Source organism: Parvularcula lutaonensis (assembly GCF_014651915.1).
GTDB lineage: Bacteria > Pseudomonadota > Alphaproteobacteria > Caulobacterales > Parvularculaceae > Parvularcula > Parvularcula lutaonensis.
On record NZ_BMXU01000001.1, the window covers coordinates 1,349,750 to 1,375,502 of the forward strand.

General features: G+C 62.0%; 22 protein-coding genes. 16 read left to right on the top strand and 6 right to left on the bottom strand.

Features of this window, described 5'->3' with window-relative positions:
• Nucleotides 1–70: 70 nt before the first annotated feature.
• Entirely contained in the window at nt 71–2,833 is a 2,763-nt protein-coding gene (locus IE053_RS06560) for a TonB-dependent receptor (protein WP_189573590.1), read from the bottom strand.
• Between the two features lie 115 nt (nt 2,834–2,948).
• A complete protein-coding gene (locus IE053_RS06565) occupies nt 2,949–4,787 on the bottom strand; it encodes an alpha-amylase family glycosyl hydrolase (protein ID WP_229786082.1) in 1,839 nt (612 codons plus the stop codon).
• A gap of 148 nt (nt 4,788–4,935) precedes the next feature.
• On the opposite strand from IE053_RS06565, the gene IE053_RS06570 reads away from it, so the two are divergent.
• Nucleotides 4,936–7,038: a glycoside hydrolase family 97 protein gene (locus tag IE053_RS06570; RefSeq protein ID WP_229786083.1), complete on the top strand. Its 2,103-nt coding sequence runs from the start codon at nt 4,936–4,938 to the stop codon at nt 7,036–7,038.
• 58 nt (nt 7,039–7,096) lie between these two features.
• On the opposite strand, the gene IE053_RS06575 is transcribed toward IE053_RS06570, so the two are convergent.
• Nucleotides 7,097–7,468, bottom strand: a complete 372-nt coding sequence (locus tag IE053_RS06575; RefSeq protein ID WP_189573593.1) for a response regulator — start codon at nt 7,466–7,468, stop codon at nt 7,097–7,099.
• Nucleotides 7,434–11,000 carry a chemotaxis protein CheB gene (locus IE053_RS06580; RefSeq protein WP_189573608.1) on the bottom strand — a complete coding sequence of 1,189 codons (3,567 nt, stop codon included), beginning with the start codon at nt 10,998–11,000 and terminating at the stop codon, nt 7,434–7,436. The genes IE053_RS06575 and IE053_RS06580 overlap by 35 nt, the downstream gene beginning before the upstream one ends.
• A 65-nt stretch (nt 11,001–11,065) precedes the next feature.
• Here IE053_RS06580 and IE053_RS06585 point away from each other — a divergent pair, with 65 nt between their 5' ends.
• The 7 genes from IE053_RS06585 to IE053_RS06615 all read left to right on the top strand — a co-directional run bounded on the left by IE053_RS06585 (nt 11,066) and on the right by IE053_RS06615 (nt 16,733).
• On the top strand, nt 11,066–11,617 hold the full coding sequence (locus IE053_RS06585; RefSeq protein ID WP_189573611.1) for a PAS domain-containing protein: 552 nt from the start codon (nt 11,066–11,068) through the stop codon (nt 11,615–11,617).
• 82 nt (nt 11,618–11,699) lie between these two features.
• Nucleotides 11,700–12,782, top strand: coding sequence for a 4-hydroxyphenylpyruvate dioxygenase (gene hppD / locus IE053_RS06590; RefSeq protein WP_189573614.1), 1,083 nt, complete (start codon nt 11,700–11,702; stop codon nt 12,780–12,782).
• Between the two features lie 75 nt (nt 12,783–12,857).
• Nucleotides 12,858–13,958: a two-component system sensor histidine kinase NtrB gene (locus tag IE053_RS06595; RefSeq protein WP_189573617.1), complete on the top strand. Its 1,101-nt coding sequence runs from the start codon at nt 12,858–12,860 to the stop codon at nt 13,956–13,958.
• Nucleotides 13,955–14,545 carry a response regulator transcription factor gene (locus tag IE053_RS06600; RefSeq protein WP_189573620.1) on the top strand — a complete coding sequence of 197 codons (591 nt, stop codon included), beginning with the start codon at nt 13,955–13,957 and terminating at the stop codon, nt 14,543–14,545. The genes IE053_RS06595 and IE053_RS06600 overlap by 4 nt, the downstream gene beginning before the upstream one ends.
• Nucleotides 14,546–14,596: 51 nt before the next feature.
• A complete protein-coding gene (locus IE053_RS06605; protein ID WP_189573623.1) occupies nt 14,597–14,968 on the top strand; it encodes a response regulator in 372 nt (123 codons plus the stop codon).
• Nucleotides 14,969–15,049: 81 nt separating this feature from the next.
• On the top strand, nt 15,050–15,616 hold the full coding sequence (locus IE053_RS06610) for a Crp/Fnr family transcriptional regulator (RefSeq protein ID WP_189573626.1): 567 nt from the start codon (nt 15,050–15,052) through the stop codon (nt 15,614–15,616).
• A gap of 73 nt (nt 15,617–15,689) precedes the next feature.
• On the top strand, nt 15,690–16,733 hold the full coding sequence (locus IE053_RS06615; protein WP_189573629.1) for a LacI family DNA-binding transcriptional regulator: 1,044 nt from the start codon (nt 15,690–15,692) through the stop codon (nt 16,731–16,733).
• Here the strand turns inward: IE053_RS06615 and IE053_RS06620 are convergent.
• Nucleotides 16,721–16,948, bottom strand: a complete 228-nt coding sequence (locus IE053_RS06620; protein WP_189573632.1) for a hypothetical protein — start codon at nt 16,946–16,948, stop codon at nt 16,721–16,723. The genes IE053_RS06615 and IE053_RS06620 overlap by 13 nt on opposite strands.
• Nucleotides 16,949–17,227: 279 nt before the next feature.
• Here IE053_RS06620 and ccoN point away from each other — a divergent pair, with 279 nt between their 5' ends.
• Genes ccoN through ccoS form a run of 8 tightly spaced genes read left to right on the top strand, consistent with a single transcriptional unit; the run spans nt 17,228 to nt 24,949 of the window.
• Nucleotides 17,228–18,769 (top strand): cytochrome-c oxidase, cbb3-type subunit I, encoded by a 1,542-nt coding sequence (gene ccoN / locus IE053_RS06625; RefSeq protein WP_189574806.1) that lies wholly within the window; start codon nt 17,228–17,230, stop codon nt 18,767–18,769.
• 5 nt (nt 18,770–18,774) lie between these two features.
• On the top strand, nt 18,775–19,551 hold the full coding sequence (gene ccoO / locus IE053_RS06630; protein ID WP_189573635.1) for a cytochrome-c oxidase, cbb3-type subunit II: 777 nt from the start codon (nt 18,775–18,777) through the stop codon (nt 19,549–19,551).
• A 2-nt stretch (nt 19,552–19,553) separates the two neighbouring features.
• Nucleotides 19,554–19,718 carry a cbb3-type cytochrome c oxidase subunit 3 gene (locus tag IE053_RS06635; protein ID WP_189573637.1) on the top strand — a complete coding sequence of 55 codons (165 nt, stop codon included), beginning with the start codon at nt 19,554–19,556 and terminating at the stop codon, nt 19,716–19,718.
• Nucleotides 19,708–20,640, top strand: coding sequence for a cytochrome-c oxidase, cbb3-type subunit III (gene ccoP, locus IE053_RS06640; protein ID WP_189573639.1), 933 nt, complete (start codon nt 19,708–19,710; stop codon nt 20,638–20,640). The genes IE053_RS06635 and ccoP overlap by 11 nt, the downstream gene beginning before the upstream one ends.
• Before the next feature lie 5 nt (nt 20,641–20,645).
• On the top strand, nt 20,646–22,070 hold the full coding sequence (gene ccoG / locus IE053_RS06645) for a cytochrome c oxidase accessory protein CcoG (protein WP_229786085.1): 1,425 nt from the start codon (nt 20,646–20,648) through the stop codon (nt 22,068–22,070).
• 13 nt (nt 22,071–22,083) lie between these two features.
• Nucleotides 22,084–22,587, top strand: coding sequence for a FixH family protein (locus IE053_RS06650; protein ID WP_189573642.1), 504 nt, complete (start codon nt 22,084–22,086; stop codon nt 22,585–22,587).
• Complete coding sequence (locus IE053_RS06655) at nt 22,584–24,809, top strand: heavy metal translocating P-type ATPase (RefSeq protein WP_189573644.1); 2,226 nt, start codon at nt 22,584–22,586, stop codon at nt 24,807–24,809. The genes IE053_RS06650 and IE053_RS06655 overlap by 4 nt, the downstream gene beginning before the upstream one ends.
• On the top strand, nt 24,806–24,949 hold the full coding sequence (gene ccoS, locus IE053_RS06660; protein ID WP_189573646.1) for a cbb3-type cytochrome oxidase assembly protein CcoS: 144 nt from the start codon (nt 24,806–24,808) through the stop codon (nt 24,947–24,949). Before IE053_RS06655 ends, ccoS begins: the two co-directional genes overlap by 4 nt.
• A gap of 4 nt (nt 24,950–24,953) precedes the next feature.
• Here the strand turns inward: ccoS and IE053_RS06665 are convergent, their stop codons facing one another.
• Nucleotides 24,954–25,739 carry a DUF2189 domain-containing protein gene (locus IE053_RS06665; RefSeq protein ID WP_189573648.1) on the bottom strand — a complete coding sequence of 262 codons (786 nt, stop codon included), beginning with the start codon at nt 25,737–25,739 and terminating at the stop codon, nt 24,954–24,956.
• Nucleotides 25,740–25,753 lie beyond the last annotated feature (14 nt).

Genomic DNA, 25,753 nt, shown 5'->3' on the forward strand with positions numbered 1-25,753 from the left:
ATGAAAAAGCCCGCCAGGAGTGCGACCTCCTGGCGGGCTCGAAGTGAAGCTGATCCTCACGCCGGAGTTCTTAGAACTCCTTGCGGATCGTCAGGTTGAAGGTCGTGCCGTAGTTTTCGTAGCGGCTCGGGAAGGTCCCGATCTGACCTTGGGCCGGATCCTGGTTCAGGAACAGGTCGTTCTGCGTGACGAACGGCTCGTCCGTGATGTTGTAGGCCTCGAGGAGGATGCCGAAGCCCTCCAGAGGACCGGAGTCGAAGTCGTAGCCGATCTGGGCGTCGAGGATCGTCTCCGCCTGTGCGTCAGCACCGGAGAGCGAGCCGTCGAAGTTCTGGACTTCCGACAGGAATTCCGAACGATTCCGGGCATTGAGGCGCGCGCGCCAGCCATAACGTTCGTAGTAAATGTCGCCGGACCAGATCGATTCCGAGTAACCCGGGATCGGCGTGGTGTCGCCGTTCTGGTCCTCGAGCTGGTTGTCAGCATAGGTGTAGCTGGCGTTGAAGCCGAAGCCTTCGAGCGCCGGGAAGAAGTCCCCGAGAGACGATCGGAAGGTCGCTTCGAAACCCGAGATCGAACCTTCGGCGAAGTTCACCGGACCGTTCACGACACCGATCGCTGTTTGCGGGTTGGCGTCGAGGAAGGCGCCGGCACCGCGGGCCTCGATCTGCTGGGTCAGGTCCGCAACCGTGTTGAAGTCGATGACCCAGTCGCTGAGATCCTTGTGGAAGACAGCAAAGGCGAATGCCGTGGCCGATGAGAAATACTTCTCGAAGGACAGGTCGAAGCTGACCGACTCATAGGGCTGCAGGTAGGGGTTGCCGCCACCGGTGCTGAAGCACGGGTTAGTCGGTATGCTGAACTCGTTCGCGTCAAAAGTATCCGGAATACCGTCGTTCGGCGTGGAGGTATCCTGGCAGACCTGCGGGTTGAGGTTCAGGCTCTGGTTTGCGGCCAGCTGGTCGAGACGCGCCCGCGTGATCGACTTGGCAGCGGCGAAGCGGAGGAACGTGTCCTCGGCCACTTCAAGAGCGAGGTTCATGCTCGGCAGGAAGTCCGAGTAGTCGTCCTCGATCGTCTGGAGACCCGCACCTGCGAGGGTGCCGGTCGATGCCTGCTCGGTCTCGACATACTGGAAGCCGATATTACCGCGCAGCGGCATCGCGCCCAGCATGTGGTCGACATCGAGCATGGCGTAGAAGGTGTTGACCTCTTCCTCGACGGTCCACTCAGTGTCGAAGGTCGCCTTCTCCACGTCATAGGTGCCATCGGTCAGGAAGCTCGACGGATCATAGGCAATGATGTCGAAACCGAGGCTACCGGTGTCCGTCTCGCCAACGATCGAGTTGCTCGGGATGGCGAGCGAGCCATTTGTGAACGCGGCCGAGGCACGGAGGAAGGCTTCATTCGAGTCGAAGTTCTTCTCACGCTCCGTGTAGAGATAGCCGAGTTTCAGGTTCGAGAACGGACCTTTCTCGAGGGCATAGTCGGCCTCGAGGCGAATCTGGTTCAGCTCGTCCTCGATCTTCGGCTCCTTGATGAAGCCGACCTGGCCCCATCCGCCCGGGTCGGTGAGCAGCACCGTGCCCGGATCGGTGTAGTCGAGCTGGTGGAAGACCTGGAAGTCGCCATCGTCGCGGAGGTTGAACGTCAGGCTGTCCTGCGCACCCGAACGGGCCGGGCCGGTTCCTGCGTAGGACTCGTAGTCGATGTCGTTGCGGTCGAGTTCCGAACGACTGACGTCGAGCATGAAGCTCAGGCGCTCGGTTGCCGCGAAAGTGGTATTCCAGCCCAGCGACGTGATCTCGGCGGTGTTGCCTTCCGTATCGGTCCGCAGGATCGGAACGACAGCATCGAAGCTGGCCGTATCAGCGAAGACGCCGTTGCCGGTGGTCTGGTTGAACTGCGCGCCCGACCAGCTGGCGATCGGGGTTTCAACACCCCGGAAGATGCCCTGGTCTTCCGTATCCGTATAGAACGCGTCCACGACCGTCTCGAAACGGTCGTTCGGCTGCCATTGCAGCGTACCGGCGACCGAGGTGCGCTCGAAGTCGCGGCTGACGGCGCCGAAGCGCGGGTTGTCCGAGGGGTAGACGAGGCCGGTGGCCGGGTCGGTGGCGACCTGGAAGCGATTCGTCTTCAGCTCCCGCGAGATGAACTGCGTCGGGTTCGACTGGACCGTGACGCCGAGCGACACACCGAAGCGGCCGTCAGCAAACTGATCGATATACGATCCGAACAGGCGGTAGCCATCACGGTCGAAATCGGGGTTGAGCTGGTCCTGGTCATTGAAGACGTAGCGGTAGTTCGCGTTGATCTTGCGCTCGGAGTAGTCGAGCGGACGCGCCGTGCGCAGATCGACCGCGCCGGCGATGCCGGTGGCGGCGAGCGTTGCGTCAGGGGTCTTGTAGACGAGGCCCTGGGCGATGAGCTCCGACGGGAACTGGTCGAACTCGATCCCGCGGTTGTTGCCGGCCGACACCTGCTCACGGCCATTGAGGAGCGCGATCGAGAAGTCCGGGCCGAGGCCGCGGATCGAGATCTGCTGCGCGCGGCCACGGACACGCTGGGCGGTCACGCCCGGAAGGCGCGCCAGCGAGTCGGCGATCGAGACGTCCGGCAGACGGCCGATGTCTTCTGCCGAGATGGCCTCGACGATCGAGTTGGATTCGCGCTTGGTATCGAGCGAGTCCTGGATGGATTTCTTGATGCCGCGAACGACGATGACATCGCTATCGTCGTCGACGTCGTCCTGAGCATAAGAAGTGGAAATGGCGAGTGCCGGAAGTGCGGCACAGCAAAGCAGCATCGCTTTGCGATTCAATTTGGGCATCGATGTCCTCCCTAGCAGTGCATGCCGAAACTGCGCTCGGCTTGCCCGTCGGAGATCGTTGCCCAGATCGTTAATCAATCGCAAGCGTTTGGGTGCGCTTCGTCATGGATCGAATTCACGACTGTGACTTACAAATCACAGCCGAAAGCGCCGGAACGGTGACGCGATAACTCGCCTGAGCCTGCGCCAGATTTCCGCAGGATCCTAAAAGGCTAGACCATTCACTGCTTTCGGGCTGAACGCGGATCTGTTCGGTGCGGTCTTCCGTGCCTGCATTGATGACGGTGAGGATTTCCGAGCCATCCTTACCGAGGCGTGAAAATGCGAAGAGACCGCCATTAACTTCTTCGAATCGCGTGACCTGCCTGCCGTGCCGGAGAGCTTCGTTGTTCTTGCGAATGTCCACGAGGTCCCGGATGAAAAGGTAAAGCGGGTGCCCAGTGTCGAAATTGTCCTCCGCCGTGGTGGCATCGGTGCCCAGGAGATCGTTGTCGTTGTAGATCGCGACCTGGCTTTCGAACATGTCCTCGCGTGCGCCCTGGTCGCCCTCGTCGCTGACGAAGCCCTGCTCCGAGCCTGAATAGAGCGTCGGCACACCGCGAGCGGTCATCAGCAGGACATGCGCCACCTTGAGGCGGGCCAGCATCTCCTCCTCCGATGCGTCCGGGTTGGCTTCTCGAATGAACTGGCTGAACCGGCCCATATCGTGGTTGCCGAGGAAGGTCGGCAGCCTGCGCGCCGCGGCGCGGCCGCCCCGGTAAAGCGTATCGGCTTCGAACAGGCGGGCAAGGCGGCGGGTGCCCTCGCCTTCCGCCACCACGTCACGGACGGCGTCCTGAAAGGCGAAATCGAGGGTCGCCGGGAAGCGATCGTCCCAGGTGTGCCGGGCAAGGGCTGCCGGGTCGGGGTCGAAGACCTCGCCGAAGATGTAGAAGTTTTCCTTGCCGATGCCCTCTGCCTTCTCGAGCATGGCGGGGACGAAAGCCCGCCAGAAGCTCGGCTGGATATGCCGCGCAGTGTCGATGCGGAAGCCATCGATCCCGAAATCTTCGATCCACGAGCCGAAGATCTCGATCATCCCGTTGATGACCACCGGGTCCTCCGTCATCAGATCATCGAGGCCGAAGAAATCGCCAAACAGGAAGGTCTCGCCCGGATCGGTGAAATTACCGCGATTGTGGTAGTGGATGGGGTCGTTGAGCCAAGCCGGGTTCTTCACGTTCGCCTCGGCCTCGGGAACGAACGGCGTGTAGGCCCAGTCCGCGCGCTCCAGCCGGGCGAAATTCTCCTCGGTCTGAATATCGAGCCCCATGAAGCCTTCATTGATGGTCTCGCCGGTGGCCGGGCCCCGAGTGGTCATGGGGTAATCCGCAAGGTTGCGATAAGGGCAGAAACCCTCGACCGGATCGTCGCCGTCATATTCCGGGTCATGGCATTCGCGCATCTGAATGACGTCGGCGGTGTGGTTGGTGATGATGTCGAGGATCACCTTCATGCCGCGCGCATGGGCAGCATCGACGAACGCCTCGAGGTCTTCGCGGGTGCCAAGATGCGGATCGACATCGAGAAAATCGGTGATCCAGTAGCCGTGATAGCCTGCGCTCTCGACACCTTCTCCGCCCTGGACAGGCTTGTTCTTGTAGATCGGGCCGAGCCAGATCGCGTTGACGCCCATGCCTTCGAGATAGTCGAGCCGCGCGGTCAGACCCTTGAGATCGCCGCCGTGATAGAAGCCCTTGTGGGTCGGATCGAAGCCGTGCTCCAGCCGCCCCCCGTCCATGCCGCCCGTGTCGTTCGACGGGTCACCATTCTCGAAGCGGTCCGGCAGCATGAAATAGATGACGTCGTCTTCCACGGGCCTGTCGAGGTCCTTCGAGACCTGGGCCGATGCTGCAGCGGTCATTGCGGTGGCGGCGAGAAGGCTCGCGGCGAAAGCGGCCATATGTCTGGTCATTGTTGTGGTACTCCCTAGCGCGGTGGAACTTGCGAGGAGGCGCCGCTTGCGTCAACGAAAGCTGTCGGTGAGTTAAATGCGTCCCGTGCTGGTGAAATCCAGCGCAGGCCGCTAAGCCACCGGGCGCGCAGCTAGGGAGGGACCAACGATGTTCCGCACTATGATGATAACCGCTTCAGCGCTGGGACTGGCGCATGCGGTCGACGAAATTCCACCGATCAGTTTCGATCGCGACGTCAGCTATTCGGTGACCTCGCCGGACGGCGATATCGAGATCACCGCTTTCACGAACGCCTATGGCGAGCCGATGTACGAAGTCACCTTCGAGGGTGAAGCCGTGATCGAGCCCTCGCGCCTCGGCATGCGCTTCGCCGATCACCAGCAGTTCAAGGATGGCCTGCTGATCGGCCAGAAGAGCACCAACAGCCATGACGAGACGTGGGAACAGCCTTGGGGCGAGCGGCGTTTCGTCCGTGACCACCATAACGAAATGGTCGTCACCTTCCGCGACGCCGACGACGAGCGCCGGAGCTTCGATGTACGGTTCCGTGCTTTCGATGACGGCATCGGATTCCGCTACGAGTTCCCGAAACAGCGCTCCTTACGCGGAGAGCTTGCGATCACCGACGAGCTGACGGAGTTCCGTATCCCGGCCGAAGACACGACGGCCTTCCATATCGGGGCGCGGCTGTGGAACCGCTACGAGTATCTCTACGAGACGACGCCGGTGTCAGGGATGCAGATGGTGCATACGCCAGTGACCTTCGAGCTGGGGTCCGGCGACCATATTGCCATCCACGAAGCGGCACTGGTCGATTATTCCGGCATGTCGCTCCTCCTTAAAAGGGGCAATGTCCTCGAGGCGGATCTCGCTCCGCGCTCGGACGGGCCGAAGGTGAAGAAGCGGGCGCCGTTCAACACGCCTTGGCGAACCGTTCAGATTGCGGAGGATGCACCCGGTCTCGTCAACGGCACCGACATCTACCTCAACCTGAACGAGCCGAATGTCCTGGGCGATGTGTCCTGGGTTGCCGAGGATCTCGGCGTCTACACCGGCATCTGGTGGGACATGCATATCCGCACCAAGACTTGGGGCTCGGGCCCGTTCCATGGCGCGACCACGGAATATACGAAGGAGATGATCGACTTCGCCGCGGAGAACGGCATGGTCGGTGTCCTCGTCGAAGGATGGAATGAAGGCTGGGACGGCGACTGGTACAATGCCGGCGACGTCATGGACTTCACCAAGCCCTATCCCGACTGGGACATCAAGGAAGTCACCGACTACGCACTCTCCAAGGGTGTACGGATCATCGGTCACCACGAGACCGTGGGCAATATCGGGCGCTACGAAGACCAGCTTGAAGAGGCGCTCGACCTCTATCAGGAGCACGGCATCACCCAGGTCAAATCGGGCTATGTCGCCGATGCGGGCAACCTCAAATGGACCGACAGGGACGGCATCGAGCATTTCGAGTTCCATGACGGCCAGAGGAACTCGAACCACCACATCAAGGTCCTGAAGGAAGCGGCGGAACGCAAGATTGCCATGAACCCGCACGAGCCGATCAAGGACACAGGGCTTCGCCGGACCTATCCCAACTGGATCACCCGAGAGGGTGCCCGCGGCATGGAATACTCCGCTTGGGGCGTTCCGCCGAATGTCCCCGAGCACACGGCAATCCTTCCGTATACGCGCCTGCTGTCGGGTCCGATGGACTACACGCCGGGCATCTTCGACCTGAAGCCGAACATCAATCCGAACTACGTGCGGGTATCCCAGAACTCGCCCGAATCGGAAGTCCAGACGACGCTCGCCAAGCAACTTGCGCTTTATGTGGTCATCTACTCACCAATCCAGATGGCACCTGACCTTCCCCAGAATTACCGCGCACGCCCCGACGAATTCCAATTCATCAAGGATGTGCCGACGAATTGGGAGGAGTCGATCGCCTTGGCAGGCGAAGTCGGGGATTACATCGTCCAAGCCCGGAAGGACTGGGACAGCGATGACTGGTATATCGGCGCGGTGACGGACGAGAACGAACGGACGGTCGAGATCGACCTCTCCTTCCTCGACGACGGAAAAACGTACACGGCGCAAATCTACCGGGACGCCGAGGACGCGCACTGGGACGACAATCCCTATGCCACGGTGATCGAGGAGCGGGAGGTAACCTCCGAGGACGCGATGAGCCTCTACATGGCACCGGGCGGCGGGGCTGCGATCAGGTTCAAGGCCGAAGGCTGAGCCTCCGCTTTTTGAAGACGGGAGAGCCCGCGCCAGGACCGGTGCGGGCTTTTTCTTGTCAGGCAGGCTCGCCGTGGAGCTGCCGGTGCGCGGCGAGGACGACGTCTCTCAGCTCTTTCTCTTCATACGGCTTGCGCAGGATCTCGCATTCAAAGCCTTCGAAAAGCTGGGGATCAAAGCTGTACCCGGTGGCGAAGATCACCTTCGCCCCCTTTGCGATCATCCGCTCCGCCACGCCGAACGAGGTGACGCCCGCGACGTTCACATCGAGGACGCCGATATTGAAGTCGCGCTTGTCGAGTTCGGCGTTCGCCTCTTCAATATCCGTCGCATGATGTACCTCACCGATCGAGAGCCGCTCCAGCGAGTCGACGAATGTCAGCGCAAGGATGATCTCATCCTCTAGAAAAAGGATCCGGGACGCGCCCATTGGCTGACAGCTCGGCTTCGGATTCATGATACAGCTTTTCAGTCGGGATACGCAGGATGCACTCCAAGCCTTGATCGGTGAAGCGCCGATCGATCTCACCACCCAATGTCTTCTGTACGCTGATGTTGATGAGTGAAGTTCCGAACCCGCGTCTCTCGGGTTCTCCTGCCTTAGGCCCGCCTGATTCCCTCCACTCTAGCTGCAGGGTTGCGCCCTGCCCGCGGTCGAATACCCACCAGGAGATATCCAACCGTCCCTCATCGGTGCTCAATGCACCGTATTTCAGTGCATTCGTTGCCAGCTCGTGCAATGCCATCGCAATGGCAAGAGTGGCACGAGAGCCCAGCTCGACATGCGGACCGGACAGGCTGACCCTGTCTGCACCATAGACGTCAACGAGCTCCGCTTCGAGCACAGCCGACAGCGGCGTGGATTTCCAGTCACGTGAGGTCAAGATATCGTGTGTTTTCGCCAATGACTTGATGCGCGCCGACAAGATCGCGAGCTTCTCGTCGGGAGCCGCGTCAGAACGGACGGACTGATTCACCAAAGCCTGGACGTTGGCGAGGATGTTCTTCACCCGGTGCTGCAGCTCGCGCATGACGCGACGCAGCACGGTTTCCATCTCCCGCTGGTCTGTGATGTCGCGAACGCAAAGGCCGACGGAGACGACATTCCCGTCTTCCTTCACCGGGTACCAGTCAACCTCGAAGATGCGGTCCTCATCGGGGAACGCCTTGGTCCGGCCCGCGACCTCCGCGCCGAGGATCGGCTCGCCGGTTTCGATGACCCTGTCGATTGGCTCAGCGATGAAGGAAGCGATTCCCGGCACAATGTCGTCCGGCGTCCTGCCGAGATGGTCATCGACGGAAACGCCGTCGATCTCGGCAAGCCGCTCATTGGCCCTGATATAGCGCTTGTCGAGATCGAGAAGCGCCATGGCCTGCGGTGCCGCGCGGTAGATCTCGCGGATTTCGTCGAGCTGCCGCTTGTAGTCAGCCTGGGCCTGCTCGAGCCTTCTGGTCACGCGGTTGATCTCGGAAATATCCGTCAGTGTCAGGACGAATCCGTTCCTGTCGCCGGATGGCAGGATGTAGGGGAGTACCCGGACGAGATAGGCGGCATCGCCCTCGAGATTCGTGAACTCTCGCTCTTCAGCGATGCCGCTGGCTTCGACCTTCGCGAGCATATCGTCGATCATGTCGACAGGAAGCGACGACCGGATCGAATCGAGACCGCGCCCGATATCCTGCGGCAACAGCTTGAAGACCTGCGTGGCGGCAGGAGTGAACTCGCGCACCCGACGGTCGGCATCAAGGAAGATGATACCGATGTCGGTGCTCTCAAGGTAATTGGCCTTGTCGGCGTTCGCCTTGGCGAGCTCGTTGACCTTGTCCTGGAGTTCGTCATTGACCGTGGTGAGTTCTTCGTTCGCGGACTGAAGTTCCTCATTCATCGACATCATCTCTTCGTTGGAGCTCTTGAGCTCCTCGTTCGATGTCTCGAGTTCCTCGACGGTCGTGCGCAGGTCCTGCTCGGTCTGGGATAGCTCCTGCTCAAGGGCATGGATGTGATGATCGAAGACGGCGACGTCGTCGACGAGATCGGCTGCGTCATCCCGCTCCTGCTCACGGGTCTTGTATTCAAGAAAGACAAGCAAAACCGCGTCCTTGTCCAGACGTTCGGCGACCACGTCGATCATGCGGTCGTCGTCGCCGGAATCCTGCTCGATAGTCACGCCGCGGATCTTCTTCCGGCTGGTCCCGGTATTGGCGAGCTCTTCAAGGAGCGCCGTCACCACGACCCGAAGGCCGCGCCGCGCGAGCTTTGTCACGTTGAGATCTGGGTTCCCCACGGGAAACTCCAGAAAGCGGCTCGTGTCCCTTGACGCCTTCAGGATCTCACCGCGGTTATCGACCACCACGAAGGGTGCCGAATAGCGAGTCAGGATGATGTCGCGAAGGAAGTCCTCGTCTACCTGCTCGGCTTTCGGGCTGGATGTGCGCTCCGCGATCACGGCCGCCCCGGCATAGGCCTTCCCCAGGGAGGGAAGCTGCACCCGCGGGGTCTGAACGTTCGAACGCTGATAGACTTTGTATTCGGTAGAGACGGCTTTGAACAGGCGTTTGTCCGAGGAGACATTCTCGGACGGCCCGAGAAGCAAAAATCCATCCTTCCGCAAGGAATAATGGAAAAGGGGCACGAGCCTTCGCTGCAGCGCGTTTTCAAAATAGATCAGGAGATTGCGGCAACTGATGAGGTCGAGCTTCGAGAACGGCGGATCCTTGATGACGTTGTGCGCAGAAACCCGCACCACGTCGCGCAGGATCCGGGTCACCCGATAGCCCTGGTCCTCACGCACGAAGTATCGGTCAACCAGCTCCGGCGGGACCTCGGCTAGGGCGGACTGTTGATAGACCCCCTCACGCGAGAAGCGGGTCATCATCGGGTCGATGTCAGAGGCGAAGACCTCGACGGTGACGCCGATGTTGCGTTTGCGTTGCTCTTCGAGGAGCAGGATGGCGATGGAATACGCCTCTTCGCCGCTCGAGCATCCGGGCACCCAGACCCGGATGCGTTCGCCTGGAGACTTTCGGTCGAAGATCTTCGGAATGATCTCCGTCCGGAGATACTGAAAAACCTCCGGGTCCCGGAAGAAGGCGGTGACGTTGATGAGGATGTCGCTGAAGAGCTGCTCGGCCTCTTGCGGATCGGCGGCGAGCCGCGCGGCATACTCCTTGTCGCTGCTGATGTTCAGGATCTGCATCCGCCTTGCGAGGCGCCGGAGGAGCGAGGCTTTCTTGTATTGCGAAAAATCATGTCCGACCTGGCGACGGATCGCGTCGACAGCGGTTTCAAGCAGGGTCTTCGGGTCGGAAAGCTCTGTTGGCTCGGGGATCGAACCATTCGCGAAATAGCTCGCTACAGTCCGCGGTATGTCTTCGGGCGACAGCACGAGGTCCACAAGGCCGGTGGTCATCGCGCTTGACGGCATGCCGGCGTATCGCGCGCCCGAGGGATCCTGCGCAACGGTCAGACCCCCGGCCGCCTTGATCGCGCGAAGCCCTTCGGAGCCGTCCGCCCCGGTGCCGGACAGCACGATGCACGCGGCGTTGGCGCCCTGCTGGTCAGCCAGGCTCTTGAAAAACTTGTCGATCGGCCTGCGGCGGCCGCGCGGCTCGGAGAACTCCGCCAGCTTGAGCTCGCGGCCCTCGATCGTCAGCTCGGCATTGGGCGGGATCAGGTAGACAACGTTCGGCTCCACCTGCTCCCCACCTTCGATCGTCGCCACGTCGAGGTCGGTCTTGCGGCGCAGGAGCTCGGCCAGAAGGCTTTCGTGGTGAGGGTCAAGATGCTGGACCACGACATAGGAGAGGCCGTCCTCGCGCGATGCGCCACTGAGGAGCCGCTCATAGGCTTCGAGACCGCCGGCCGATGCGCCGACGCCAACGATCGGCGACCGCCCCTCGACACGTTGTCGTGATGGGGCGGGGCCACCGATTTTTCCCTGTGCTAATTCGCGCGAAGACATTGCGCCCTTCTTTGAGTGTTCGCCTGTCTTCCAGTGGTCGCAGGCGGTTTGCAAGATCGGAAAGCATGGCGGAAACCGCTGAATTTCAGAGACTTCGGGCGGCGTTCAGCAGCTATGCCATCTCCATCTCTATTGCCGATCTCGATCGGGAAGACGAGCCTATAATCTACGCCAATGAGGGGTTCGTCGCCCTGACGGGCTATGCTGTCGAAGAAGTCATCGGCCGCAACTGCCGGTTCCTGCAGCGCGGCGAGCAGGATCCCGAAGCGCGCGCACGCCTGCGAGCCATGCTGGACAACCCCGACATCCTGACCGCCCGCGCGGTGATGCAGAACGCGCGGAAGGACGGAACACCGTTCGAGAACTACGTTTTCATGCACCAGCTGCCGACCCGCAACGGACGCAACCTCGCCTTCGCCTCGCAGTTCGACGTGACCCGGGCCCTCGCCTCGCTTTCCCATGACAAGATCGCGCTGTCCTACCCGCGCGAACTCGCCGGACCCCTCGCGAACTACCGGGGGCTGCGCAAAAGTGCCGCGGAGACCAAGCTGCGCTCGGTCCAACTGGCAGCGGAAACCCTGAGGACGATCACCAACGCGCGGCTGCGGCACCTCTAGACCCGGGACTTGCCCTTCAGTCCATCCCGTGGTTTCTGGCGTGGAAATTCGTTTCAGATGAAACCATTTTGGGAGACGACCGATGGCGGACCTGTTTGAAAACCCCGTGGGCCTCGACGGCTTTGAATTCATTGAGTTCTCTGCGCCTGAGAAAGGCCAGCTCGAGAAGGTCTTCGAGACCATCGGGTTCACCAAGGTGGCGGAGCACCGCTCGAAGGACGTCCACCTTTGGCGTCAGGGCGGCATCAACCTCATTGCCAACTACGAGCCGAAGTCCCCGGCCTGGTATTTCTCGCGCGAGCACGGCCCCTCGGCCTGCGGCATGGCCTTCCGGGTCAAGGACGCAAAGAAAGCCTATGACTACCTGCTCGAACGCGGCGCCGAGCCGGTGCATATCGAGGCGGGCCCGATGGAGCTGAAGCTTCCTGCGATCCGCGGAATCGGTGGCGCGATCATCTACCTCGTTGATCGGTACGGGGACGATCTCTCGATCTACGACATCGACTTCAAGTATCTCGACGGCGTCGAAAGGCATCCCGAAGGCGCGGGCTTCGAGGTGATCGATCACCTGACCCACAACGTCTATTCCGGCCGCATGGCCTATTGGGCGGATTACTATGAGAAGCTCTTCAACTTCAAGGAGATCCGCTTCTTCGACATCAAGGGCGAATATACCGGCCTGACCTCGAAGGCGCTGACCGCACCGGATGGAAAGATCCGCATACCTCTCAACGAAGAAGGCGAGAACGGCAAGGGCCAGATCGAGGAGTTCCTGCGCGAATTCAACGGCGAAGGCATCCAGCACATCGCCTTCAGCTGTTCGGACCTCTATGCGTGCTGGGACCGGCTCAAGGAACGCGGCGTGCCCTTCATGACCGCGCCGCCCGATACCTATTACGAAATGCTCGACGAACGCCTTCCCGGGCACGGCGAGCCGGTGGAGGAGCTGAAGGCCCGCGGCATCCTGATGGATGGCACCACCGATGAAAGCCCGCGTCTCCTGCTGCAGATCTTCTCGGAAACACAGGTCGGCCCGGTGTTCTTCGAATTCATCCAGCGCAAGGGAGATGACGGCTTCGGCGAGGGCAATTTCAAGGCTCTCTTCGAGTCGATGGAACGCGACCAGATCCGCCGCGGCGCGCTGAAGGTCGAAGAAAACGCATGACGACAGGCGCGGCAGGCCCCCGGGGTCCTGCCGATGCCCCTCCACAGCCGGGCGCGAGCGCTCTAGCGTGAAGCGATGTTCGAACAGCAGCAGTTACGCGCCCTCATAGACACGGCTGTCGACGGCATCCTGTCGATCTCCGCCGACGGCCGCGTGCGGCTTTACAACCGCGCTTCGGAACGGATCTTCGGCTATTCCGCCGAGGAGGTCCTCGGGCAGGATGTCGCCATGTTGATGCCGGAGCATCACGCGCGCAACCACGGCCAGTATATCGAGAACTACCTGTCGACAGGCGAAGCCAGGATCATCGGCATCGGGCGCCAGGTGCAGGGGGTGAAGAAGGACGGCTCGGTTTTTCCGCTGCACCTTTCGGTGGGCGAGTTCAGGGAAGCTGGGGAGCGCTATTTCGTCGGCATCATCCACGACCTCAGCGAGCAGATGGCCGAGCGCGAACGGACGCGAGCCCTTCAGGAACAGATCGAGCTGATCGGCAGGCACTCCGCTGTCAGCGAGATGGGCGCCGCACTTGCCCATGAGCTGAACCAGCCGCTGACCGCCGTCGATCTTTTCCTCGTCGCAGCCGAAAGGAAGCTCGAGAACGATCCTGACGGTGCACGGAGGATCTTTGCGCGGGTCAGGGAGGAGGCCGAGCGCGCCGGAAATATTGTCCGCCGAATCCGGCAAATGGTCGAACGCTCCGACGGCGAACACAGCCTTTTCGACCTCGGGCAAGTCATCGACAGCGCTGTCGAGCTGTGCCGGACGGTCAGCCAACGGCCGGACACCATCCGCATCGAGACAACCGGCCCGGCCATGCTGTTCGGCGACAGCACGCAGATCAGGATGATCCTCGTCAACCTCATCAAGAACGCACTCGATGCGGTCGGTGACCAGCCCCGCGGTCAGGTCGTCGTCAGGGTGCGGAGCGGTGACCCTCTCCGGATCGAGGTCCTCGACAACGGCCCCGGTGTCGGGCCTGAATTCGAGGACAAGCTGTTCCAGCCCTTCGCGAGCACCAAGACAAAAGGGTTGGGCATCGGGCTGTCGATCTGCCGGACAATTGCCGAAGCTCATGGCGGCAGGCTTCTCTATAAGGCTCCGGACGGGTATCGGGACGGCCTTGGCGGCGCTTCGTTCATCCTGGAGTTGCCCCAGCCGGACGAAAGGAACCTATGAGCGCCCCTGAAAAAATCGCGATTGTCGACGATGACGACAGCCTCCGGGAGGCGGCGCTTCTCGTCCTCGATCGGACGGGACGGGAGATTTCCGGCTTCGAGAGCGGCGAGGCCTTCCTTGCAACGGGGAGCGAGAGCGACTGGGATGTCGTTTTCCTCGATCTCAAGATGCCGGGACCGTCAGGCTTTGACGTGCTGCGTGACCTCTCCCGCCGCGGCAAGCCGGACTATCCGGTGGTGATGATCAGCGCCCATGGCGACGTGAAGGCCGCGGTGCAGGCGATGCGCCTCGGTGCCGTGAGCTTCATCGAGAAGCCGTTCTCCGCAGAAGAGCTGGAGGCGGCGATCACCGAGGCGCGGGAGACCTCCGAGCTCGGATCGGCAGCGCGACAGGAAGCGCTATCCCGCCTCACGCCGCGCGAAAAGGAGGTTGCTGAGCTTCTCAACGAAGGGCTCAGCAACAAGGAAGTTGCGCTGGAACTCGACTGCAGCCCACGGACGGTCGAGATCCACCGTTCGCGGGTCCTCGACAAGCTGGGCGTGCGCAATGTAGCGGGATTGGTCAGGCTTCTCTCGTCACTCGGTTGAGCTTTGCGGCAACGCAACGTTCTCTCCCGCAATCGGGCCTAGTTCCGCGCCATGCCAAGCGATGCGCCATGCCCTTCCCGCGTGTTCATCATCGAGGATGACCCGGCGGTGCGGGACGCCCTTTCCCTCCTCATTGAGGGGCAGGGCGTCGAGGTGGTCTCCTTTGCCGACGGCCAGCACTTCCTGGACAGCGCTTCGCCGAAGCCAGGAGACGTGGTCCTGCTCGACCTGCTCTTGCCTAAGGTGGACGGATACCAGGTCGCCGCTGCGCTGCGAGAGCGTTCGGTCGATTGCCGACTGATCCTCATCTCCGCAGAACGGGCTTCCGCCTTCGATGCGGCAGTGCAGGCAATCAAGCCGGAGGCCGCCTTCCGAAAGCCGCTGACGACGACGCAGCTGCTTGAAGCGATCGGGACACTGTAAGGGATTGCCCTTACGCGGCGTTGCGGATTCCGCGCGCTTTTCGTTTCGGCCACCTTCTCGAAACAAGAGGAGGAGGACGACATGGCGCAATCGCTGATCAAGACCTACCCGAAGAAGGCCACGCTGTTTGCGGCAGGAGATGCGGCCGGAGCGCTGCCGAAGCTGCTTTCCGGCGCCGTCATTCTTTACACGATCCTCCCCGATGGGCGGCGTCAGGTCCTCGATCTCGCAGGGCCGGGCGACTTCCTCCATTTTGAAACCGAGGGCGAGATCGACCACTTCGCCGAAGCCCTGACCGAGTGCCAGGTGGCAAGTTTCCAGGCATCGGAACTCCTCGCCTCGAAAGACACGGCTGCCTTCCTGATCGAGCAAATGCGGGAGCGCCTCGCCATGGAGCGCCGGCACATCACCATGCTCTCGCGCAAAAGCGCTTCGGAGCGGCTGATGGACTTCGTCCTTCTGGCCGCTGACTGCCTGGGCGAGGACGAGGGTCGCTTCGACCTGCCACTGACCCGGCAGCAGATTGCAGACTTCACCGGACTGACCCTCGAAACCGTGAGCCGCACCTTTGCCAAGTGGCAACGCGACAACACGCTGACCCGGCTTGCCGGCCAGACCTACCAGATGAGCGGCGCACTCGCAGCCTAGAGCACTGTTTCGCCTGTCATTTGGCCCCGCGCATCCTTCACCGTAAGGTGGTAGCGCGCGGGCCAGGAAGACCATGATGAGCGACAGCGGCGAGACTGATACCAAGCGCGCCGTCGTGACCGTCAAGCACGTCGCCGAGCGCGTCGGCGTCTCGCTCATGACGGTATCGCGAGTCCTGAACCAGCCCGAGAAGGTGAAGCCCGAGACAGCGGAGCGGGTGCGCAAGGCGATCCGTGAACTGAACTACCGACCCAATCCCGTGGCCCAGAGCCTTGCCGGGCGACGATCGCTGCTCATCGGCCTTCTCTATAACAATCCGAGCGCGAACTACCTTGCTGAGTTGATGCTGGGCGCCATGGCTGCTTGCCGTGAGCGGGGCCACCACCTGCTTGTCGAAGACTATATCGCCGGACGGGCCTGGGATGATGCTGAGGCGATTGCCGAGGCGATCCGAGGGAGCGGGGTACAGGGACTGATTGTTTGCCCACCGGTCGGGGAGCGCCCCGAAGCCGGCAAGATGATCGAAGCCGCAGGGCTGCCTTTCGTCCGTATTGCGCCGGGTGAGGAGACGACGGATGCGCCCTATGTGATGATCGATGACCACGAAGCAGCCCGGGGAATGACGGAGCACCTGATCGCCCTCGGCCACGAGCGGATCGGTTTCATCGAAGGCCCTCCGGACCAGGTGTCGAGCGCCCGGCGGCGGCGCGGGTTCGAAGCGGCCATGGCGGCAGCGGGCCTGCCGCACGGGCCGGACCTGCGCGCCACGGGCGACTACACCTACCGGTCGGGCATGGAGGCGGCGCTCGAGCTCCTCGCGCCCGAGACCCGGCCGACCGCGATCTTCGCCAGCAATGACGACATGGCAGCGGGTGCCATCGCCGCGGCGCTTCAACGTGGACTGACGATCCCCGATGACCTCTCAATCGCCGGGTTCGACGATGTTTCGCTGGCTTCTTCCATCTGGCCTCCGCTGACGACAGTCCGCCAACCCATCCGCGAGATGGCGGCGGAGGCTGTGCGGCTCCTCGAGGCGGCTGCTCGGGACGGCAGGTCCGTCGACCCCGTCATTCTTCCGACCACGGTCATCGCGCGGGAGTCCGTTCAAGGCCGCTGAGCCTTCCCACCCGGAACAGGCACCTGCTGCTGGCGGGTGCAGACGGCAGCGGCGTGGCAGGCGTGGCGCTCCTCCGGCGCCCGGTCCGGCACGCCGAAGGGCACGAGCCGGACGAAGCCATCACTGGTGCACACCCGAACGAGAGGGAGCCCCGGGGAGACGGCGATGCCTTCGACCGGCAAGGCAAGAGCCAGCGCAGCGAGGACACGGGCCACAACGGTTGGGACATGAGAGGCCATGGCTGCCGAACTGTTTCTTTCTAGCCTACCTAGCCCGCCGAGGAACGGGTTCCTTGACCTCGCGCAATTCATTCCCTGCCCGACCTGCGAAGACACACCTGATCCAGTGGTGAAACCGGCAGGTTCGGCGTGCAGAATCAGACAGCTCCCCAGCCCATCCGGGAATCCGGCGATGAGATCCCGTTTCTCGCCTTTTTCCTCGGTATAGGCACACTCTTCTTCTTCGTGATCGCAGCAGCAACGCCTGAAGAGGCCATGCGCGTTCATGCGTTCTTGTTCCTGGCAGCGTTCAGCGCCGGGCTCTACGCCCTTCTCCTCCACCTTCAGTCAGGGACGCGACCCGATGCGACAGCCTACAATATGGGCGTCGTGAAGGCCGGGGTTTTCGCTTCGGCCTTCTGGGGGGTCGCAGGGTTCCTCGTTGGAACGCTGATCGCATGGCAGCTCGCCTTCCCCGAAACACTGTCCTTTCCGAGCCTTCCGTGGACGAATTTTTCACGGTTGCGGCCAGTGCACACTTCCGCGGTGATCTTCGCCTTTGGCGGCAACGTGCTCATTGCGACCTCGTTCTATGTCGTGCAACGGACAACCAAGGCGCGGCTGTGGGGCGGGACGCTGCCTTGGTTCGTGTTCTGGGGCTATAACCTGTTCATCGTCATCGCGGCGACCGGCTACCTGATGGGCATCACCCAGTCGCGGGAATACGCCGAGCCCGAGTGGTATGCGGATCTTTGGCTGACCATCGTCTGGGTCGTCTATCTCCTCGTTTTCCTCGGCACCTTGTGGAAGCGGAAAGAACCCCACATCTACGTGGCGAACTGGTTCTATCTCGCCTTCATCGTGACCGTGGCGATGCTGCACGTGGTCAACAATCTCGCCGTTCCGGTGAGCATTCTCGAAAGCCGGAGCTATTCGCTCTTCTCGGGCGTTCAGGATGCACTGACCCAGTGGTGGTACGGGCATAATGCCGTCGGCTTCTTCTTGACCGCGGGCTTCCTCGCCATCATGTACTACTTCATCCCGAAAAGGGTGAACCGGCCGGTCTATTCCTACCGGCTGTCGATCGTGCACTTCTGGTCACTGATCTTCATCTATATCTGGGCAGGCCCGCACCACCTTCATTACACGGCTCTTCCCCAATGGGCGCAGACCCTCGGCATGGTGTTCTCTGTCATGCTGTGGATGCCGAGCTGGGGCGGGATGATCAACGGAATCATGACCCTCTCCGGGGCCTGGGACAAGCTGCGGACCGACCCAGTCGTTCGTATGATGATCGTTTCGCTCGCCTTCTATGGCATGTCGACCTTCGAAGGCCCGCTACTTTCCATCCGTGCGGTGAATGCCCTGTCACACTATACCGAATGGGGTATCGGTCACGTGCATTCAGGTTCTCTCGGCTGGGTCGGCTTCATCAGCTTCGGTGCGCTCTACTGCCTCACGCAGTGGGTGTGGAAGCGGGAGCGTCTTTACTCCCTCGCCCTCGTCGAATGGCACTTCTGGATCGCGACGATCGGTATCCTTCTCTACATCTGCGCGATGTGGGTGGCAGGAATCACCGAGGGCCTGCAGTGGCGCGCCTATGACGAGTTCGGCTTCCTCCAGTACTCGTTCATCGAAACCGTCGAAGCGAAGCACATCCCCTACATCATCAGGGCGACCGGCGGCTCGATGTTCCTGATTGGTGCACTGATCATGTGCTACAACCTCTATATGACGGCCACCGGCCGGGTGCGGGAGAGCGAGCGCAATGCCGCGCCCGCCGCTCCCGCCGACACCGTCGCTGTCCCTGCGGAGTAACCGCCATGAGCATCATGAACCGTCACAAGTTCCTCGAGAAAAATTCGGGCCCTCTCGTCGCGGCCATCCTGGTCGTGGTGTCGATCGGCGGCCTCATCGAGATCGCACCACTCTTCTATGTCGAGAACACGATCGAAAAGGTTGAAGGCGTTCGTCCCTATACGCCGCTCGAACTGGCCGGCCGGGATATCTACATCCGAGAAGGCTGTTACAGCTGCCATAGCCAGATGGTCCGCCCCCTGAGGGATGAGGTCGAACGCTATGGGCACTACTCCCTCGCGGCTGAGAGCATGTATGACCATCCGTTTCAGTGGGGTTCCAAGCGTACTGGCCCGGATCTCGCGCGCGTTGGCGGCAAGTATTCCGACGACTGGCACCGCCAGCACCTGATCGACCCGCGGAGCCTCGTCCCCGGCTCGGTGATGCCGCCCTACGCCTTCCTCGACGGTGAGGAGCTCGATATCGAGCGGATCGCCGACAAGATGAAGACCAACCGCAAGGTAGGCGTGCCTTATACGGACGAGCAGATCGAGAGTGCGGCTCACGATCTCCGGATGCAGGCAGGTTCGCCGTATGCCGAGGACTATTCCGGCTTCGAGGAACGCTGGGGAGGGGTGGCGATCCCCGACATCCCGACCAACAAGACAATCACGGAGATGGATGCGCTGATCGCCTATCTCCAGGTCTTGGGGACCATGGTCGACTTTTCGACGTTCGAGATCGACGCTCCCGACCCCGACGATCTTTCCGCTGAGATCCAGACCGACGGGACGGAGGGCTGAAAGTGCACGTTCTTCTTTCCAATATCGCGCAGACCTTCGGCCTGCTCCTCTTCATCATCGCTTTCGCGCTGATCCTTTTCTACGCGCTGTCGCCCGCCAACAAGGCGACTTTCTCCCGCGCGCGTTTCGTTCCCCTTGACCGGGATGGTAGTGACGATGACCAATAACGATCACCAGACGGACAAAACTGAGGTCGACGGCCACACCGGCGTCGAGACCACCGGCCATGAGTGGGACGGCATCAAGGAGCTGAACAATCCGCTTCCTCGCTGGTGGCTGATCGTCTTCTACGCCACCATTGCGTGGGCGGTAGCCTACTGCATCTTCATGCCGTCGTTCCCCGGCTTCCCCGGACTGAGGAAGTACTCCGACCGGGACAAGGTTGCCGAGGAGATCGCCCTTGCATCGAACGAGCGGTCGGAGCTTGCGAACCGCCTCCTGTCTGATCTTTCGCTCGAAGCAATCGAACAGGACCCGGAGCTCTTCCAGTTCGTGATGGCTGCCGGCAAGTCCGCCTTTGGTGACAATTGCGCCACCTGCCACGGCGTGGGCGGGCGCGGTTTCAGCGGTTATCCAAGCCTTGCCGACGATGTCTGGCTGTGGGGCGGGACCCTGGAAGACATCAAATACACAATTACCCACGGCATTCGTTCGCACTCGGAACAGACGCGATTTTCCTCCATGCCGGCTTATGGTGAACAGAAAATCCTGTCTCCCAGAGACATCGACAATCTTGCCGTCTACGTCAAAAGCCTGTCCGAGGACGTCGATAACCCCGAGGCGATCGAAGCTGCACGGCCGATCTTCGAGGCCCAGTGTGCTACATGCCACGGCAAGGACGGCCGCGGGAACCGGGAGTTCGGGGCCCCCAACCTCACTGATGCCGAGTGGCTATATGGAGGGGACCTGCGGTCAATCCGTGCACAGATACATAGCGGCCGGAACGGTGTCATGCCTGCATGGGGAGATCGGCTGGATGACGCCACGATCACCGCGCTCGCCGTCTATGTCCACGCCCTTGGAGGTGGCGAGCAGGATTATGCGCGCATTGACGATCAAGAAACGGAGGACGCCGCAGGCGGGAAATGACGTCGATGCCGTTCGATGAGGCTCATCCGCAGCTCTACGCCAAGCGTGAGGCTATCCACCCCAAGCTGGTCAAGGGGAAGTACCGCCTGATAAAATGGGCGGTGCTCTTCGTGACCCTCGGCACCTACTACACCCTGCCTTGGTTACGCTGGCCGCGCGCGCCGCATGAGCCCAGCCAGGCGGTCCTCGTCGATTTCGCCGGTAGCAGGCTCTACTTCTTCGGCATCGAGATCTGGCCTGATGAGTTCTACCTGGTGACAGGCGTCCTTGTCTTGTCCGCCCTCCTCCTTTTCCTGACGACAGCGATCTGGGGGCGCCTCTGGTGCGGTTACGCCTGCCCACAGACGGTGTGGACGGATCTTTACATCGCGGTCGAGCGAATGATCGAAGGCGACCGCAACAAGCGGCTGCAATTGGCGAAGAAGCCCTGGACGGCGGACAAGATCGCCAAGAAAGTGGCCAAGCACAGCCTGTGGCTGTTGATCGCCGCCTGCACGGGCGGGGCATGGGTGCTCTATTTCCATGATGCACCCACGGTCATCCGCGGGCTCTTCTCGGGGGAAGCCCCGGGAAGCTCTTACATCTTTATTGGTCTACTGACTTTCACGACCTATACCCTGGCCGGAATGATGCGCGAGCAAGTCTGCACCTATATGTGCCCATGGCCCCGCATCCAGGGCGCGATGACCGACGCCGAGACCTTCCAGGTCGGCTACTACGCCCTGCGCGGCGAACCACGGGGTAAGCACAAGAAGGGCGCGGACTGGTCGAAGCTAGGCGATTGCATCGATTGCAATGGCTGCGTCGTCGCCTGCCCGATGGGGATCGACATCCGCGACGGCGACCAGCTCGAATGCATCAATTGCGGGCTGTGCGTCGATGCCTGCGATGCGGTCATGGCAAAGGTCGGCCTGCCCAAGGCGCTGATCGCCTACGGGAACGACTATACCCGGGTGAAGGACCCAAAGGACCGCAGGCGCTTCCCAAAGATTTTCCGTCCACGGATCTATATCTATCTAGCAGCGATCTTTCTTGTCTCGGTTTTGATGCTGGTGGGGTTCCAGTCCCGAGAGAGCGTCGAGTTTGGCCTTGAACGCGATCGCGCCGTGCTTGCAACCACATTGTCTGATGGCAGCATACGGAACGCTGTTACCGCCCGCATCCTGAACAAGGACAGCGAGCCGCGAGAGTTCATGCTCTCTGTCAGTGGGCCGGATGCGCTTGAGGTTTCAGCCGTCGGCAGGGATGTCGAAGACCGGTCAATCGCATTCACCGTCCCCGGCGACCGCCAAGTGAAGGTCCGCCTGTTCTTGACCCTTCCTGCCGAGGCCCAACGCCATGAGGAAATCGATCTGACCCTGACCGACCTCGCGAGCGGCGAGACGACCACCCGCACCATGAGCTTCGTCCGGGCGGGACCGAACGGATAGAGGAGGAGAAACGATGATGGAAAGGCGCAGCGGAAACGAGATCACGGGTCGGCACGTCCTGTTCGCTTTCATCGCGTTCTTCGCGGTCGTGATCGTGACGGATACGATCTTCGTGAAACTGGCGGTCACCAGCTTCCCGGGAGAGCAGGTCGAGAAATCCTACTATCAGGGCCTCAACTTCAATGATCAGCTTGCAGAGAAAAAGCGGCAGGCTGCGCAAGGCTGGAGGCTGAAGCTCGTCGAGAACCCCCGCGCAGGAGAGACAAGGCGGCTCGTCGTCCGGCTCGAAACCGCCACCGGTGAACCGCTTGCCGATACAGTGCTGACTGGCAGGATTGTCCGCCCAGTGACGGATCGCGGGCTTCAGAATCTTGATTTCGAGTACCAAGGCAACGGGCTCTACACCGCCGAGATCACGCCGCTCGACCGTGGGGTCTGGGACCTCTCGCTCAAGGCTACGGCGGAAGGCGATACTGAGCCGGGGCTCGAAGCGACGAGAAGGATGATGGTGCCATGACCGCTGCCGTCCGCCATCTTGGTTGCCCCTCCGGCCTTACCCCTGCAAGGATAGCCGAGGACCGCCCCGATCCTCGGCCATTCGTCCGTGAACAAGGCGGCGAACGACACCTCGAACTCTCAGTGACCGGTGCGAAATGCGCTGGCTGCATCGCCAAGATCGAGGGAGCGTTGACGGCGCTTCCCGGGGTGAGGTCTGCGAGACTGAACCTTTCGACGGGGAAGCTGGCTGTCCGATGGACAGGGTCTTTGGCACCGATCGCGATCACCGAAGCGGTGAATGACCTTGGCTATACGGCCATCCCCTTCGACCCGGCAGCGGCCGAAGACGCTGACGACGGCCATGGGCGCTTCCTCCTGCGCTGCATGGCCGTGGCCGGTTTTGCGTCAGCCAATATCATGCTGCTTTCTGTATCGGTCTGGGCCGCGCATGACGGTGAGATGGGCGAGGCGACGCGCGCGCTCTTGCATCTCATCTCTGCACTGATCGCCATTCCCGCGGTCGCCTTTGCCGGGCGGCCTTTCTTCCAATCGGCGTGGAAGGCACTGAGGCATGGCCGCGCCAATATGGACGTGCCGATCTCCCTTGCCGTTTTCCTGGCGCTCGGCGTGTCGCTGTTTGAAGCACTGAGCGGCGGCGAGCACGCCTATTTCGATGCGGCCGTCATGCTCTTGTTCTTCCTGCTGATCGGGCGCTGGCTCGATCACCGGCTACGGACGAAAGCGCGCTCGGCCGCGCGGGACCTTCTCGCATTGCAGGCAACGACCGCCCTGCGGCTCGATGACAACGGCCATGCTGAGGCAGTTTCGGCCAGGGACATCCGGCCGGGCGACAAGCTGGTGGTGCAACCGGGCACGCGCCTGCCGGTCAATGCCGAGGTCATCGAGGGGACCTCGGATCTCGACGTCGCATTCCTGACTGGCGAAACCTTGCCGAGGCTTGCCTCCCAAGGTGACACGGTCCTCGCCGGGGCGCGCAACCTTTCGTCCCGCCTCGTCGTCAAGGCCACGTCGGACACCGCAACCTCGGTGCTCTCCGACCTTGTCCGGCTTGTCGAAGCCGGCCAGCAGGCAAAAGATCAGTATACCATCCTGGCTGACAAGGCAGCCAGGGCATATGTCCCCATCGTCCATTCCCTTGCTGCGCTGACCGTCGCCGGTTGGCTGCTTCTGGGCGGATCGGTCCGGGAGGCGGTGATGGCGGCGACGGCGACGCTCATCATCACCTGCCCATGCGCTCTTGGACTGGCGACACCTGCGGTCCAGGTCGTTGCGACCGGCGAGCTTTTCCGGCGCGGGGTTCTGGTGAAAAGCGGCAACGCGCTCGAGCGATTGGCCCGGATCAGGCACGTCGTCTTCGACAAGACCGGAACGCTGACCGAGGGCAGGCTCGAATGGACGAATGCGGAGATCCTGAGCCCGCGCGCGCGAAGCGCGGCCTTTGCCCTGGCGCGGGCAGGGCTTCATCCGATAGCAAGGTCGATTGCCGCGTCAGCGGGGCCCGGCGTCCTCGCAGAAGACGTCACCGAGGTGCCTGGCGAGGGCCTGTCAGGCAGGGTGTCAGGCGAGACCGTCAAGATCGGACGGGCTGGCTTTGTCGGCATCCCGGAAGAAGACGCAGGGTCTGCCGGTCCGCAGGCATGGCTCAAGGTCGGGGACGACGAGCCGGTGCTGTTGACCTTCGAGGACCGCGTCCGAGCCGATGGCCGGGCCACGATCGAGGCTCTGCGGGACGCAGGGATAACGGTATCGCTGCTCTCGGGGGACAAGGAAGCCGCCGTCCGCGCCGTGGCGGAAACACTCGGCATTGAGCAGTACCGGTCTGAGGTCCGACCTGAGGACAAAGCAGAGTTCATCTCTGAACTGAAGAAGAGCGGATCCGTCGCCATGGTGGGCGACGGCATCAACGATGCCCCTGCTCTCGCGCTGGCCGATGTCTCTCTGTCACCGGGCACGGCCGCCGATGCCGCGCAATCCGCAGCTGACTTCGTCTTCCAGGGTGAAGGCATCAGCGCTGTCCATCAGACCTGGCGCATGGCCAGGCGGGCGCGGCGTCATATCCTGCAGAACTTCGCCTTTGCGGCCGTCTACAACCTGGTCGCTGCCCCGGCCGCCATGGCCGGGCTGGTGACGCCACTCATCGCGGCGCTCGCCATGTCCGGGTCATCGATGGTGGTGACGCTCAACGCCCTCAGGCTGAAGACCCACGGAGGAAACCCATGAACGTCTTGCTGGTCCTGATCCCGGTCGCGCTCTTTCTCGGCGGGCTTGGCGTGGCTGCTTTCTTCTGGGCACTGAGCGACCATCAGTATGAAGACCCCGAAGGCGCCGCCCAGCGGATCCTTCTCGACGACGACCTCTAGGCGCTTACTGGCCGGTCGATCCGAAGGTGCTGCGGTATCCGACCCAGGTGGCGTAGCCGAGCAGAGGGAAGAGAACCGCGAAGCCAAGCAGGAACGTCGCCGCTCCGACGAAGAGAGAGAGCGCAATCAGCCACGCCCAAAGGAGCATCGTGCGGGGATGGCGTTTCACCGCCTCGATGCTTGCACCGATCGCTGTCGCGAAATCGACATGGCGGTCCATCAGCATGGGGATCGAAAATGCGGTCATCGCGAAGATGCCGAAGGCCATCAGGCCGCCAAGGATGCTGCCGATGGCGAGCATCGCGATTCCTCTCGGGGTGGTGAGGGCAAAAGCCGCGAACTCGCTCAGCGAGGAAAGGCCGGAGGCATGGAAGATGGCGAAGAGCGCCGCAGCGATGATCGTCCAGAAGAGAACGGCGACGAGCAGGATGACGCCGAGATAGGCGATCTGCGTCGGAGACGCTGCGCGCGGCAAAAGGGTCTCCCGGATGGTTGCCCTGCGCCCCTCGTCGTCCGCCCGCGCAACGGCATAAAGGCCAGTGGCCATGAGCGGGCCGACAAGGGCGAACGCACCGATCGCGATCGGGATGACGGAGGCAAGCCCCGACGCGGCGAGAACTCCGAAGAGCCCATAGCCGATGGCGACGAAGAGAAGCCCATAGCCGAGCGAGATCAGGAACTGCCGACGGTAGATACCCACCGCCTCGCCGAGCCAGTCCCAAGGAGAGTCAGTACTCCGCAGGGCCTTCTGCCCGCTGCTGCTTGTCCCTGCCGCTCCCGCCTGCGCCATCGGGCACCTCCGTC

Bases quoted from the DNA above. Each gene is read 5' to 3' on its own strand.
- IE053_RS06600 (WP_189573620.1), top strand. From the start codon at position 13,955: ATGAGCGCCCCTGAAAAAATCGCGATTGTCGACGATGACGACAGCCTC.
- ccoS (WP_189573646.1), top strand. From the start codon at position 24,806: ATGAACGTCTTGCTGGTCCTGATCCCGGTCGCGCTCTTTCTCGGCGGG.
- ccoO (WP_189573635.1), top strand. From the start codon at position 18,775: ATGAGCATCATGAACCGTCACAAGTTCCTCGAGAAAAATTCGGGCCCT.
- hppD (WP_189573614.1), top strand. From the start codon at position 11,700: ATGGCGGACCTGTTTGAAAACCCCGTGGGCCTCGACGGCTTTGAATTC.
- IE053_RS06575 (WP_189573593.1), bottom strand. From the start codon at position 7,468: ATGGGCGCGTCCCGGATCCTTTTTCTAGAGGATGAGATCATCCTTGCG.
- IE053_RS06565 (WP_229786082.1), bottom strand. From the start codon at position 4,787: ATGACCAGACATATGGCCGCTTTCGCCGCGAGCCTTCTCGCCGCCACC.
- IE053_RS06595 (WP_189573617.1), top strand. From the start codon at position 12,858: ATGTTCGAACAGCAGCAGTTACGCGCCCTCATAGACACGGCTGTCGAC.
- IE053_RS06570 (WP_229786083.1), top strand. From the start codon at position 4,936: ATGTTCCGCACTATGATGATAACCGCTTCAGCGCTGGGACTGGCGCAT.
- IE053_RS06610 (WP_189573626.1), top strand. From the start codon at position 15,050: ATGGCGCAATCGCTGATCAAGACCTACCCGAAGAAGGCCACGCTGTTT.
- IE053_RS06580 (WP_189573608.1), bottom strand. From the start codon at position 11,000: ATGTCTTCGCGCGAATTAGCACAGGGAAAAATCGGTGGCCCCGCCCCA.
- IE053_RS06650 (WP_189573642.1), top strand. From the start codon at position 22,084: ATGATGGAAAGGCGCAGCGGAAACGAGATCACGGGTCGGCACGTCCTG.
- IE053_RS06560 (WP_189573590.1), bottom strand. From the start codon at position 2,833: ATGCCCAAATTGAATCGCAAAGCGATGCTGCTTTGCTGTGCCGCACTT.
- IE053_RS06585 (WP_189573611.1), top strand. From the start codon at position 11,066: ATGGCGGAAACCGCTGAATTTCAGAGACTTCGGGCGGCGTTCAGCAGC.
- IE053_RS06615 (WP_189573629.1), top strand. From the start codon at position 15,690: ATGATGAGCGACAGCGGCGAGACTGATACCAAGCGCGCCGTCGTGACC.
- IE053_RS06665 (WP_189573648.1), bottom strand. From the start codon at position 25,739: ATGGCGCAGGCGGGAGCGGCAGGGACAAGCAGCAGCGGGCAGAAGGCC.
- ccoG (WP_229786085.1), top strand. From the start codon at position 20,646: ATGCCGTTCGATGAGGCTCATCCGCAGCTCTACGCCAAGCGTGAGGCT.
- IE053_RS06605 (WP_189573623.1), top strand. From the start codon at position 14,597: ATGCCAAGCGATGCGCCATGCCCTTCCCGCGTGTTCATCATCGAGGAT.
- ccoP (WP_189573639.1), top strand. From the start codon at position 19,708: ATGACCAATAACGATCACCAGACGGACAAAACTGAGGTCGACGGCCAC.
- IE053_RS06655 (WP_189573644.1), top strand. From the start codon at position 22,584: ATGACCGCTGCCGTCCGCCATCTTGGTTGCCCCTCCGGCCTTACCCCT.
- ccoN (WP_189574806.1), top strand. From the start codon at position 17,228: ATGCGCGTTCATGCGTTCTTGTTCCTGGCAGCGTTCAGCGCCGGGCTC.